Origin of the sequence: Novosphingobium barchaimii LL02 (assembly GCF_001046635.1) — a bacterium.
GTDB lineage: Bacteria > Pseudomonadota > Alphaproteobacteria > Sphingomonadales > Sphingomonadaceae > Novosphingobium > Novosphingobium barchaimii.
Genome location: NZ_KQ130452.1, coordinates 20,168 through 32,954 on the forward strand (window position 1 = coordinate 20,168; position 12,787 = coordinate 32,954).

Consider the following 12,787-nt stretch of genomic DNA (forward strand, 5'->3'; position numbering starts at 1 on the left):
CCGGCGGCGGTGTCCCGATGGACACCGTCGCCGCTTTCATTTGAGGAAGTCAGACCGTCGCTTCGACCAGAGCCTTCACGTCGGCGCGCAGAACGTCCTTGCGTACCTTGCCTGATGCCGTGCGCGGAAAATCCTCCCGAAACTCAAAGCGCTCGGGGGTTTTCTGCTTGGCCAGGCCGCTATCGGCGATATGCGCGGCGAGGTCCTGGGGGCTCGGCGCCTCGCCCGCAGCGATGATATAAGCGCAGACGCCTTCGCCCAGCCGTTCGTGCGGCATGGCGACGACAGCGGCCTCGCGCACGCCGGGATGAGCGTGCAGCACGTCCTCGATCTCCTTGGCCGAGATGTTCTCGCCGCCGCGGATGATGAGGTCTTTTTTACGCCCGGTGATGGTGATCGCGCCTTCGGACGTGCGCACGCCAAGATCGCCGGTGCGGAAATAGCCGTCGGTGGTGATCGCCTCGCGGGTTTGCGCCTCGTCGGCATAGCCCAGCATCATGCCGGGGCCGCGCGCGAGGATTTCGCCTTCCTGCCCGTCCGGCAGGTCGCGGTCCTCGTGGTCGACGACGCGGATGTCGTAGTCGACGATGGCGCCGTCCGTCGTCGCGGCAAGCCGCTCGACATTGGGCCAGCCGAAGGTGACGAGCGGTACTTCCGATGCGCCGAATACCCGGAAGGCGCGGCAGTGGTCGAAGGCGGCGTTGGCGGCGGGGATGAGATCTGCCGGAACCGCAGCGCCGCCGCAGGCGAAGAAGCGGAAGCTGGGCAACCGGTTGCCGGTCTCACGCGCTGCTGCGGCGAGTTCGACGAGGAACGGCGTGGCGGCGACCGTGCCGACCGCCTGATGACGGTCGATCAGCGCCAGCGCTTCGGCAGCGTTCCAGCTTTCCATCAGCACCGTGCGGGTGCCGCAGATAAAGGGCGCCTCCAGCCCGTTGGCGTAGCCCGATACATGGGTGACGGGCGAGGGCATCAGCGTCGCCTCGCCTGGCGTAAGGCCCCAGTAGGCCCCGCTTTCACGCAGGATACGGGCGATGGAGACGTGGCTGTGCAGCACGCCCTTGGGCCGCCCGGTGGTGCCCGAGGTATAAAGCACCATCTTGACGCCCAGCGGATCGACTTTCGGCCGGGCGAAGGAAAGCGCGCGGCCTTCCTCGATAAGTGCAGCATAATCGTCCGCGCCTTCTCCGCGCACGGTGAATACATGGTCGAGATCGGGCAGCACTTCGGCAAGGCGCCTTGCCATGGCGGCATAGTCGAAGCGGCGGAAACTGGATGGCACGAAGACAGCCCGCGCGCCGCAGTCGGCCAGCATCAGCGATACTTCATGGTCACGGTAGATCGGCACGATCGGGTTGATGACGAGCCCCGACATCGCGGCGGCCGTGTTGATCACCATCGCTTCGCGCCAGTTGGGCACCTGGAAGGCGATGACATCGCCGGGCCGCAGTCCGCGCGCATACATCGCCGCGCTCAACGCTTCGGCGTCCGCCACGATCTCGGCGCGCGTCACGCGCGTCTCGCCTTCGATCAGCGCGACGAAGCCCGGGTCGGCCTCTGCCAGTGCTGTCGCGGCTTGCGCGATTGTGCGCTCGTCCCAAAGCCCCGTGCCCGCATAGGCGGCAAGGTGCTGTGGCGGCGATTCTAGCCATGCCCACGGGGGGCTTATCCTCTCACTCATAGCGCTTGAGTGCTCCGCATGTGTTCTCAGGCCAACTGGTCAAAATGCCAATCGGGCGAAAATGAGTCCCCTTCGCCTATCACCTTGCGCAGCTTGTAGCCACGCCGCCGCTCGCGCAGGGTCGTTTCATAAACAATCGGGAGAAGACCGTGGAACGCGTAAAGCGCATTGGCGATGTGGCCGAGATCATGCTCGACTACGTCGAGAACAAGAAAACCTACCAGACCGACAGTACGTTTCGGGTGCCGACCAGCAGCTATACCGACAAGGACCAGTTCAAGGCCGAGATGGAGCTGGTGTTCAAGCGCACGCCGCTGATGCTCGCCTTCACTGCCGAGCTGCCGAATCCCGGTGATTACAAGGCGATGGACGCCGTCGGCTCGCCGGTTCTGATCAACCGCGACAAGCAGGGCAAGGTCCGTGCTTTCCTGAACGTATGCTCCCATCGCGGGGCCCCGGTGGCGCCGGACGGCACGGGCAACTGCGCGCGCTTCACGTGCAAGTACCATTCATGGACCTATGGTTCGGACGGCAAGCTGATCGGCATTTCCGAGCCGGGCACTTTCGGTCAGGTCGACAAGAGCCAGATGGGTCTTCGCGAACTGCCCTGCGAAGAGCGCGGCGGCATGATCTTCGTATGCCTGACGCCCAATGCGCCGATTGATCTCGACACGTATTTCCAAGGCTACCTGGAAGATTTCGAGGCGCTCGACTTCGCCAACTGGACGTATCTCGGCAACCGCACGATCGAGGGCGCGAACTGGAAGATCGCTTTCGACGGCTACCTTGAGGGCTATCATTTCAAGTCGCTGCATCCGGAAACGATCTTCCCGCGCACGCCGTCGAACTGCACGCACTACGAAGGTTTTGGGCCAAATATCCGCATCGGCTTCCCGCAGCATACCATCGCCGAGCAGCTCAAGGACGTCCCCCGCGAGGAATGGGGTTCGCGAGAGAATTACGGCTACGATTTCGTGCGTATCTTCTTCCCTAACGTCTCGATCTTCATCGCGCCGGAGATCACCCAGGTCGCGCAGTTGTTCCCCGGACCGACGCCGGACCGCAACCGCACCGTCCTCAATTACCTGCGCCGCGATCCGGTGAAGGATGAGGCTGACCGGGAAGCCGTGGAAGCTGCGATGAACTTCTTCCGCGACGTGACTTACGAGGAAGATTACGTCATCGGCCTGGAGATCCAGCGCGGTCTCGAATCCGGCGCGCACGATGAACTGACGTTCGGCAAGAACGAGCGCGGCAACCAGTATTTCCATGAATGGCTGAACTGGTATCTGGAGGATGATGCCTCGGCGCCGCAGCCGCAGATGTGAAGATAGCCGCCGGTCCCGCGCCTGCCCTCGCGGGCCGTGCGGGCCGGGCCGTGCGATGCTCAGGCGCGCGCACAACCTACCAAGCTGCCCCGGGAGAGGCCATCATGCACAAATTGTCTCTGGCATCGGGCGTATTGCCTGAATTCGGCGCCGTCGACGTGGTCGAGGCGGGCGCCGCCGCCGGTTTCGATGCGGTCGGCCTCTGGGTCGATCCGCTGGAATGGACCGCGCAGCATACCCGCGACACCCGCGCAGCATTGGCGCGCACCGGACTGCCGGCGCTCGATATCGAGGTGGTGTGGATCCGGCCCGACACGAAGCTGGACGATCACCGCAAGGTGCTGGACGTGGGGGCTGAAGTGGGCGCGGCGAACGTGTTATGTGTATCCTCCCACCCCGATGTCAGCGTTACAGTGGAAGAACTGTCGGCGCTGTGCCGCCATGCCGAAGGTTCAGGAATGCGCGTGGCGCTGGAGTTCGGCATCTTTACCGAGGTGAAGAACCTGAGCCAGGCGCTGGCCGTGCTGGACCGCGTGGGCCATCCCTTGCGCGCCGTGCTGGTCGATCCGATCCATGTCGACCGTTCGGGCACCGCCATCGAGCAGATCGCAGCGATCGATCCGATGTTGCTGCCCTACGCCCAGATCTGCGACGCGCGCGCCGAGCGGCCTGATCCGGCTGACTTTGACGCCGTCATCACTGATGCCATCGACCTGCGCGAGCAGTGCGGGCAGGGCGTGCTGCCACTTGCCGAAATGCTGCATGCTTTGCCCGCGCACATACCGCTGTCGATTGAACTGCGTTCGGCCGCCCTGCGGGATGCGTTTGCGCACCCGGCCTTGCGCGCCAAGGCTGTAATCGATGCAACGCGCGGCTGGATGGAGACACTGGCATGACCGTGACCGTGATCACCCTTCTCAAGCGGCGTGAAGGCATGAGCCCGCAGGACTTTTGCGCCTATTACGAAAGCAACCACAGGAAAATTGGCGAGGCCGTGCTGTCGGGTTACGCAACCCGTTACGTGCGGCGCTTCCTGACACCGACGGACGGCATCGACCAACCTTTCGACTACGATGTAGTGATGGAGATCGACTTCCCCGACGAGGCCACCCGCGATGTCTGCTTTACTGCGCTGGGCAATCCCGAAACGCTGGCGATGATAGTGGAGGACGAGGAAAGACTGTTCGATCGCAGCCGGATCAGGACGTTCAGCGTAACGCAAAGCGCGTCGAAAATGCCGCCCGTGCCGTTGGCTCAGGCCTGAGTAAAGTCCTGTCGTCATCCCGGCAAAGGCGCGGGTGACGCAATGCGGCTTGCACGGACCACGGCAGGCCAGCCCCGTTCCATGGAATATTCGTTTATACTCGGGCCTGGGTGCCTAAGTTTATGCGAAGCCATGGAAAGGAGTACACATGACGGATCGTGAAAAAGACGCAGCCGGGACTGCGGGGATAATGTTGGCCTTCCTGTTCATAGTCTCCTGTTTTCTGGGCTACGGAGTTGGCGCGGACGTTGCGCGTAACCAGAATATGAAGACAGGAGCCGATCAGGCAGCGCCTTAAGGCGTTCTGACTTTATTGCACGGCTTTAGGCGATAATTCTGCGTCAGATGGGCAGAATCTCCGGCGTTTCGTGGATTTCCAGAATCTCGAATACATTGCCGAAGAAGTCGCGGCAGTACGTCCCCGCATAACCGTGCTTCACACCGTGTTCGTCCATCGTGATGCCTTCCAGCATAGGCGGCGTATGGACCGGCAGGCCTGCCGCCACGATGCGGTCATGGACGGCGGTGACGTCCTCCACCTGCAGCGCGATATGGGTATAGCCGTATTCGTTCACGCCACGGCGCGGGTCCTGCGGGGCCTGTTTGGGGGCGCTGTACTGGAAGACCTCGATCTGAAGGTTGCCCAGGCGGCAGAAGAACTGCTCAGCGGCGCTGCCTTCTAGGCCCACGACCTGGTCGATGAAGGGATTGTCGGCCCAGCTCAGCGGCTCGACTTCCTCCACCGCGCCCAGCACGTCCAGATAGAATTCGCGCGCCTTTCCCAGATCCGGCACGGAAACGCCGATATGGTGCACGCCGATTATACCGGGAAGCCTGCGGGTCATGGTCCGCTCTCCTCAAATAGAATGCCGGGGCCGCCGGGGGACGGCCTTATCCCGGCCGATCACACCTGGCTAAAGCCGCCATCCATCACCAGTTCGTCGCAGGTCATGAAGCTGGATGCGCTGGAGGCGAGGAACACCACGCCGCCGGCCATTTCGTCGGCCCGGCCGAGGCGGCCGATGGGGTGGGATGCGTTGACCGCAGCCAGCGAGGCTTCGCGAGAAGGCGATGCGCCGAGTTCAATGTAACGATCCATGATCGAGCCGAGCATCGGCGTGTCGATCCCGCCCGGATGCACTGAGTTGACGCGGATATTGTATTTCAACGCGGCGAACTCCGCGCCCAGGCATTTGCTGAGCATCTTGATCGCCGCCTTGCTGACGCAATAGGCGGCATTGAACGCAGCGCCGCGAAGTCCGCCGACGCTGGAGAAGTTGATGACGGATGCACCGGAAGCGCGCGTCTTGCCGCCTTCCTTGAGCAGATCGAGCATGACCTGCGTGCCGATGATCGCCGAATCCACGTTGATCGCGTTGACCCTGTGGAATTCGCTGATCGGTGTGTCCTCGAACTTGGTCACGATCGATAAACCGGCGTTGTTCACAAGGGCGTCGAGCCTGCCGTACTTTTCGCGCACCAGCGTTTCCACCGCGCGCCAGTCGGCCTCGCTGGTGACGTCGTGTTTGAGGTAATGGTCGGCGCCTTCGATTTCGGCGTTGTCCTTGAGGTCGGTGGCGATCACAGTGGCGCCGGCTGCCTTCATGGCCTTGACGATCTCGCGGCCGATGCCTCCGGCGGCGCCGGTAACAACGGCGACCGTATCGGGAAGGGCTATGGTCATTTCAGGTTCTCCCGGTGGGCTTAAGGTGGCGTTAGGCGTGGTTCAGGCACGCCCTACGCGCGTCGTCACTGCGCGGTCCAGCCGCCGTCGATGACCAGTTCCGCGCCGGTCATGTAGGAACTGTCGCTGCCGGCGAGGAAGAACGCCGCGCTCGCCAGTTCAGACGGATCGGCTAGGCGGCCGATCGGCGTCTTGCTGGCCATCAGGTCTACCAGATCCTGCGTCTGCTTGGCCGCGCCGCTATCTACCCAACGCTGGAAGCCTTCCTGCAGCAGGGGGGTGATGACGAAGCCGGGGTGCAGCGAATTGGCGCGGATCGGCATTTTCTTTTCGGCGAATTCCAGCGCGATCGACTTGGTGAACAGCCGCACCGCGCCTTTGCTGGCATTGTAGCCTGACACTTCGCTCATGCCGACAAGGCCCATGATCGAGCTGACGTTGATGATCGAGGCTCCGCCCTTCACCTCTGCCCCGCTGGCTTCCATCAGCGGCACGAAGGTGCGCGTGCCGAGGAAAACGCCGTCGACGTTGATGCTCATGATCCGGCGCCAACCCTCCAGCGAGGTGGTAGCGACGGGGCCGGTCAGGTCGATGCCGGCATTGTTGACGAGGATGTGCAGCTTGCCGTGGCGCTCGGTCACGGCGGCCAGCACCTTAGCCCAGTCTTCCTCGCTGGCGACGTTGGCCTGCACGTAGCTGGCCGCCTGACCGAGCCGGGCGAGGGTGGATGCAGCGGCTTCGCTGTCGGCGGCCTGAAGGTCGGTGAGCACCACTTCGGCGCCCTCCGCCAGAAACCGCTCTACGCAGGCGAGGCCGATGCCCCGCAGGCCGCCCGAAACCAGGGCGACGCGGCCCTTGAGGCGCTGGGAGCCCAGATCCGTCATACGCCGTTCATCCCTGCGGTGGACGCGCCGTCCATGGTGAATTCGCTGCCCGAGCAGAACCGGGCCTCGTCGCTGGCGAGCCAGGCGACCATGCCGGCCACTTCACTGACGGCGGCCATGCGGCCCATCGGCGACAAGCCCTCATAGGCGGCGCGGGTTGCGGCGGGATCGCCCGACTTGTCGATCAGGTTCACGATCAGCGCCGTTTCGACCACACCCGGCAGCACGGCGTTGACGCGGATCTGGTACTTCTTGTTACCGGAATGGACCGCCGCCGACTTGACCAGTGCGATCACCGCCGACTTCGACACTGAATAAGCGCAAAAATTCCCCATCGCCCGGTTCGCATTCATCGACGAGTTGACGATGATCGAGCCGACCGGCCCTTCCGGGTTTTTGGCCATGGCGCGCATAGCGTGCTGCACGGTCAGCATCACGCCGGTCAGATTCACGCCGATGACGTTATTCCAGCCTTCGATTCCGATATCCTCGATGCTGCCGTCGCCGTTTTCCGTGCCGGCATTGGCGAATGCGATGTCGAGGCGGCCGTGCTGGTCCAGAATATCCGCCATCAGGGCGTCCCAGGCGGCGGCATCGGTGACGTTGTGCTTGACGAACTGCGCTCCGGTGGCGGCGCACAGGGTGTCGGCCGCGGCCTGGTTGGAGCCGGTGAAAATAACTGTCGCACCTTCGGAGCACAGCCGCTCCACGGTGCCGGCACCGATGCCGGAGGTTCCACCGGTAACGAGCGCTACCTTGCCTTCAAGCCGCTTCACGGCATTCTCCCAATGACTATTGGCGGTCAACATGGCGCTTCCTGACCCGGCGACAACCTATGATTTTGAGCAAGGTGACTTGTCGGGCCAGAAGGTCCAGACAGGGTCCAAACAGGAAATCCGTGCTTGGGAGATTTGATAGCAATGGCTGATCGCGACCCCGAAATCGCTCAGAAACTGGGCGAAGATCGCAGCGAAGGCATTAGCTGGGCCGAACTCATGGCCCTGGATTCGCGCGCCGCTCCGTCGATCCTGACAGAAGAGAGTTATACGTTCCGCGGCTCCGAACCGATTCCGGCCGAGCGCTACACCGGCGAGGAATTCGCCCGCCTCGAGCGCGAGCGGATGTGGCCTTATGTGTGGCAGTTCGTTGCGCGTGAGGAAGACCTGCCCGAAGCCGGCGATTATATCGTCTATGAGAACGCAGGCCGCTCGTTCCTCGTTGCGCGGCAGGACGACGGTTCGATCCGCGCGATGCACAATGTCTGCCTCCACCGTGGACGCAAGCTGCGCACAGAGGAAGGCTTTGCCGACAAGTTCGTCTGCCCGTTCCACGGCTTTGCCTGGAAGAAGGATGGCAGTTTCGATTCGATGCCATGCCAGTGGGACTTCCCGCATCTCGAAAAGCAGAACCTTGACCTGCCGGAGGCCGAAGTGGGCCGCTGGGCGGGCTACGTGTTCATCCGCGAGGAGAAGGGCGGCCCCAGCCTTGAGGAATTCCTCGCGCCGCTGCCCGATCACTTCAAGCGCTGGCGACATGAGGAATGCGCCAGCGTGATGCGCGTCGCCAAGGAAGTGCCGGCCAACTGGAAGGTCGTGATGGAGGCCTTCATGGAGGCCTGGCACACCATCGTCACCCACCCGCAGCTATTGCCCTTCACGGGCGATTCCAACGCCGCCTACTGGACCTGGGGCGACAACGTGAACGTCAACCTGGTGCCCTTCGGCATCATGAGCCCGCACATTCAGGAGGGCCAGGGCGAGCAGTGGATCGTCGACGAGTTCATCAAGTACAACGGCCGCTCGGGCGACAACTACGAGGGTGAGGCCCACGCCAACCCGATGGCGATCACGGTGCCCGAGGGGATGACCGCGCGTGCCGCGTTGGGCGAGGCTATGCGTAACGCCTATGCCGAAAGCACGGGCTACGACCACAGCCATGCCACCGACGCCGAGTTGCTCGACGGGCTGGTTTATAACGTGTTCCCCAACTTCGCGCCTTGGGGCGGGTATATGCCGAACATCGTCTATAACTGGCTGCCCGGCAAGACACCGGACACCTGCATCATGGAAGTTCGCATTCTGGCGCGCATTCCCAAGGGTCAGCCGATCCCGCGCGGCGCCCCGCTCAAGATGCTGCGCCTCGACCAGAAGTGGACCGAAGCGCCCGAACTGGGCATCCTGGGCGACGTGTTCGAACAGGACATGGACAACCTTCCTTACGTCCAGCAGGGGCTCCACGCCTCGAAGACGGGCAAGGTGAACCTTGGCAACTATCAGGAAATCCGCATCCGTCAGTTCCAGGACACGATGATGAAATACATCGAAGGCGACCTTGGCGGATCGAAGGACGCCTGACAGCATGAGCGAAGCTGAAGCAGCGCGACCTCCGCGCATCAATTGCGTCCTCGTTTGCGGCGGCGTGTGGCACGACATGGACTTCGCCCGGCTGGAGCTGCTCAAGCTTCTGGGCGAAGACCCTTCCGTGCGCACCCGTGTGTTCGAGAATTACGAGAATCTCGGCGCTTTGCGCGAGGCGGATATCCTCATCACCTATACCTGCGACGTCACGCCCTCGCTGGCGGCGCAGGAAGTGCTGCGCGACTGGCTGACCGCGGGCGGGCGCTGGTATGCGCTGCACGGCACCAATTCGGTGCTGCGTCTGTTGTCCGAGGGGCCGGACAAGGGCCTGTGGGACGCACCGCGCTGGGCGCCGCTGTTCATGGACATGCTGGGTTCGCAGTTCATCTCGCACCCGCCGATCGCGCCCTATACGGTGACGGTGGCCGACCCGAGCCATCCGCTGGTGGCGGGGATCGAGCCGTTCGAGACCACGGACGAACTCTACCACATGGAGACCCATGGCGATCTTCACGTCCTCCTCGAAACCGATTGCACCGAGGAAGGCACCGGTTTCGTCGAGGCCGGCGACGCGCTCGGCAAGCAGCCGGTGATGTACCTGAAGGGCCATGGCAAGGGCGGCGTGCTATACAATACGCTGGGTCATTGCCGAGGGCATTACGACCTCCAGCCGATGCTGGACTGGTGGCCTACGGTGGACCGCTGCGCCTGGGATCTGCCGGTGTTCTACGACCTGCTGCGCCGGGGTATCGGCTGGCTCAAGCAGCGCGAGAGCTAAAGGAACTGTCGTCCCCGGATCAGGTCCGGGGCGATGTATTCTCCGAAATCTTTCGATCACATAAAAAGAAGGGGGCGATCCGAAATCGGAGCGCCCCCTTTGTCAGGTGTGGTCCTTCAATTTCAGTTGAGCAGCCCGGCGTAGCGGTCGAGCGCTGCCAGCGGCCCCTCGGGCCAACGCGAGAGCACCAGCAGCCGCTTGTGCCCGCCGCCGATGGCCAGTTCGTCGGTGACGCCCATGCCGCCGTGGAACTGGATCATCTCATGCCCGAGTTCCACCGAGGCATCGGCGATGAACGCCCGCACGCCGTGGACGGCTTGCGCAAATTCATCGCTTTCCCATGAAACCAGCGCGAGGTTGAGCAATGCCCGGCTCTGCTCGATCACCGCGTACTGCGCAACCATGCGGTGCTGGATCGCCTGGAACGCGCCAAGCGCCGAGCCGAACTGGTCGCGGGTCTTCAGGTAGCCGATGGTTTCGTGCAGCAATCGCTCCATGATCCCCAGCGCCTCGGCGCTGCGAGCGAGAGACGCGAGGTCACTGGTGGAGGCGATGGCTGCAAGGCCGTCGTCGCCAAGCCTGTTGCCTGCGGGCAGGACCACGCCTTCGAGGTCGAGCGAGGTGGCGACGCTGCCGTCTGCCATCGTCCAGTCGCGGGTGGAGGCGCCGGGCGTGCCGGCGGGCACGAGGAACAGGGCCACGCCGTCCGCGTCGCCCGGTTCGCCCGAAAGCCGCGCAGAGACGATAAAGCCGTCTGCGCCGCCGCCAACCGCGCAATAGGGCTTGGTCCCGGACAGACAGTAGCCACCATCTTGCGCAGTGGCGGAGGTTTGCACCCACACCAGCCCGTCGCGCGCGCGCGCTTCGACATGGGCGAGGGCAAGGCGCTTTTCGCCGGCCATCAGTGCGCCCAGCCATTCGCCCTGCAGGGCTTCCGGCGCGGTGCTGGCAAACAGGCGCCCGGCCATCACGACGGCTTCCGCCAGTGGTTCGACCACGAGGCCGCGACCAAGCGCTTCGAACACGGTGGCGATTCCGGTGGCGTCGAGGCCAAGCCCACCCAATTCCTCGGGGAAGGGCGCGGCGATCAAGCCGAGTTCGCCCAGCAATTGCCAGTTGGCGCCCGAAAATCCGCCCGGCTCGGCAAGGAACGCGCGGCGGCTGTCGTGGTCGTAATGGTCGGTGACGAAGCGCTCGGTCAGGGCCTTGAGCATTTCCTCGTCTTCGTTGAGATCGAAGTTCACTTTCCTCTCCACATCGGGCCACTCCCGCTTATGGGCCTGGGTGTACCATCAAGAGGCCGGACGTTACCGCTGGGCAAAAGACTAGTCATGAAAACGGCATATTTCCGGGCTTCAAGCGATTGTGCCGCCAGTGCCACCGGGCTAAGAGGGTGGAGAGAGGATCCCATGCAACTGCTGTCACTGGAACACATCGACGCCGTGCGAGTGAAATCGCCGGAGGGCATCCGCTCGGCCGCTGAGGCGCTTCACCGGATTGCCATGGAGCAAGGCATGCGGGCGGCTCCCGCCCACGATATCGCCGACAAGCGCACGCCCGTCGATGCCGAGGGCAGGATGCTGGCAACCGAGGTGTTCGGATGGGGCGACGAGGAGCGGGTGTGGTGGCGCAATTCGCGCATTGCCCTCGATTCTCCGCTGACCACGGCCTGCCGCTTCGAAAGTCAGCCGTTCTGGGCCAATGCGGCGGGCTTCCGCACGCGTGAACCGAACGCATATCTCACCTCGATTGACATCACCAATTTCGAGACGCGGGCGATGACCCGCGCAGCGATCGCCGTACCGGTACACCTGCCGTTCGGCCAGATCGGTGCGGTCAGCTTCAACCCGCTCGATCGCGACAAGACCGACCTGTCCGAGGATTTCAACCGGCTTTCGGACGTGCTGGGGCTTTATGCCCGCACGTTCATCGCGACGTATGTGCAGGTTATGGGTTCCACCCAGGCGCTGCCGCCCGCTTCACGCCTGTCCAAGCGCGAGGTTGAGTGCCTGCGCTGGGCCGCGATCGGCAAGACCGACCTGGAAATCAGCATGATCATGTCGCGCAGCCGCGCGACGGTGCGGTTTCACATTCACAATGCGGCCACCAAACTCAACGCGGTGAACCGCAGCCAGACGGTCTTCAAGGCGGCACAGCTGGGCTATATCTCGCTGCAGACCTGAGGCCTGAGCCGGCGTTATGATCCTTCTCGTCTTGCTGGTTCTGGCCGCAGTATTGGCCAGCGCCGCGCTTGTCCTGATTTGGTTCACACGCATATTCGGACATACGGCGTGGCTGGCGGTTCTTTGCTATGGAGCGATTGCTTGGTTCGTCTTCGGCAATTTGCTCAAACCGGTGATGCTCGTCACCGCATTCTCCGACCGGCTCGGCGCGCCCTACTGGCGAGGATTGGTCCTTGCCAGTTTCATGCTGGGGGCGATCAGCTTTCGTTTGCCGGCGCGGCTTGCGCTGCTGCGTGGACCGTTGTTCGTGGCAGTGGGAATGTCAGGATCGCTGGCGAGCGTCGGGCATTATGCAGAGGATCTTCGATCGGAGGCGATCGAACGTTTCCGCCCCGATCGGGAGAGCCGCGAACCGTTTCTTGATTCAGTGTATAATGCGCCGCAAGACTTTCAGTTCTTCCTTCATGGCGCTGCGATGAAGCGATGCGTTCCTTATGCCTGGAGCTATCACAGCATGGGTTTCTACCGCGTTCCGCCGACTGCGGCCAGGAACGTGATGCCGGGTAAATGGCTTGCGGAATGTGCGAAGCGCTGACGCCCGAGCGATTGATATCCCCCTGCTTTGCGG

The 12,787-nt window shown here is 63.2% G+C and carries 13 protein-coding genes; 7 read left to right on the plus strand and 6 right to left on the minus strand.

Features of this window, described 5'->3' with window-relative positions; genetic code table 11:
- Nucleotides 1–49: 49 nt before the first annotated feature.
- Nucleotides 50–1,681 (minus strand): AMP-binding protein, encoded by a 1,632-nt coding sequence (locus tag V474_RS00100; protein ID WP_059149571.1) that lies wholly within the window; start codon nt 1,679–1,681, stop codon nt 50–52.
- A 149-nt stretch (nt 1,682–1,830) separates the two neighbouring features.
- Here V474_RS00100 and V474_RS00105 point away from each other — a divergent pair, with 149 nt between their 5' ends.
- The 3 genes from V474_RS00105 to V474_RS00115 all read left to right on the plus strand — a co-directional run bounded on the left by V474_RS00105 (nt 1,831) and on the right by V474_RS00115 (nt 4,273).
- Nucleotides 1,831–3,009 (plus strand): aromatic ring-hydroxylating oxygenase subunit alpha, encoded by a 1,179-nt coding sequence (locus V474_RS00105; RefSeq protein WP_082699540.1) that lies wholly within the window; start codon nt 1,831–1,833, stop codon nt 3,007–3,009.
- Between the two features lie 104 nt (nt 3,010–3,113).
- Nucleotides 3,114–3,905, plus strand: a complete 792-nt coding sequence (locus V474_RS00110) for a sugar phosphate isomerase/epimerase family protein (protein WP_059149572.1) — start codon at nt 3,114–3,116, stop codon at nt 3,903–3,905.
- Nucleotides 3,902–4,273, plus strand: coding sequence for an EthD domain-containing protein (locus V474_RS00115; RefSeq protein ID WP_059149573.1), 372 nt, complete (start codon nt 3,902–3,904; stop codon nt 4,271–4,273). The genes V474_RS00110 and V474_RS00115 overlap by 4 nt, the downstream gene beginning before the upstream one ends.
- Before the next feature lie 341 nt (nt 4,274–4,614).
- Here the strand turns inward: V474_RS00115 and V474_RS00120 are convergent, their stop codons facing one another.
- The 4 genes from V474_RS00120 to V474_RS00135 all read right to left on the minus strand — a co-directional run bounded on the left by V474_RS00120 (nt 4,615) and on the right by V474_RS00135 (nt 7,650).
- Nucleotides 4,615–5,118 carry a VOC family protein gene (locus V474_RS00120; protein WP_059149574.1) on the minus strand — a complete coding sequence of 168 codons (504 nt, stop codon included), beginning with the start codon at nt 5,116–5,118 and terminating at the stop codon, nt 4,615–4,617.
- 59 nt (nt 5,119–5,177) lie between these two features.
- Entirely contained in the window at nt 5,178–5,957 is a 780-nt protein-coding gene (locus tag V474_RS00125; protein ID WP_059149575.1) for an SDR family NAD(P)-dependent oxidoreductase, read from the minus strand.
- A 65-nt stretch (nt 5,958–6,022) separates the two neighbouring features.
- Nucleotides 6,023–6,841, minus strand: a complete 819-nt coding sequence (locus V474_RS00130) for a glucose 1-dehydrogenase (protein WP_059149576.1) — start codon at nt 6,839–6,841, stop codon at nt 6,023–6,025.
- The gene (locus tag V474_RS00135) at nt 6,838–7,650 is read right to left on the minus strand and encodes an SDR family NAD(P)-dependent oxidoreductase (RefSeq protein ID WP_236710464.1); all 813 of its coding nucleotides are present in this window, start codon (nt 7,648–7,650) and stop codon (nt 6,838–6,840) included. The genes V474_RS00130 and V474_RS00135 overlap by 4 nt, the downstream gene beginning before the upstream one ends.
- 111 nt (nt 7,651–7,761) lie before the next feature.
- Between V474_RS00135 and V474_RS00140 the strand changes: the two genes are divergently transcribed.
- On the plus strand, nt 7,762–9,195 hold the full coding sequence (locus tag V474_RS00140; RefSeq protein WP_059149577.1) for an aromatic ring-hydroxylating oxygenase subunit alpha: 1,434 nt from the start codon (nt 7,762–7,764) through the stop codon (nt 9,193–9,195).
- Between the two features lie 4 nt (nt 9,196–9,199).
- Nucleotides 9,200–9,976, plus strand: coding sequence for a ThuA domain-containing protein (locus V474_RS00145; RefSeq protein ID WP_059149578.1), 777 nt, complete (start codon nt 9,200–9,202; stop codon nt 9,974–9,976).
- 122 nt (nt 9,977–10,098) lie between these two features.
- Here V474_RS00145 and V474_RS00150 read toward each other — a convergent pair whose 3' ends face one another.
- Nucleotides 10,099–11,220: an acyl-CoA dehydrogenase family protein gene (locus V474_RS00150; RefSeq protein WP_059149579.1), complete on the minus strand. Its 1,122-nt coding sequence runs from the start codon at nt 11,218–11,220 to the stop codon at nt 10,099–10,101.
- A 165-nt stretch (nt 11,221–11,385) separates the two neighbouring features.
- Between V474_RS00150 and V474_RS00155 the strand changes: the two genes are divergently transcribed.
- On the plus strand, nt 11,386–12,159 hold the full coding sequence (locus tag V474_RS00155) for a helix-turn-helix transcriptional regulator (RefSeq protein ID WP_059149580.1): 774 nt from the start codon (nt 11,386–11,388) through the stop codon (nt 12,157–12,159).
- 16 nt (nt 12,160–12,175) lie between these two features.
- Entirely contained in the window at nt 12,176–12,754 is a 579-nt protein-coding gene (locus V474_RS00160) for a hypothetical protein (protein ID WP_059149581.1), read from the plus strand.
- Nucleotides 12,755–12,787 lie beyond the last annotated feature (33 nt).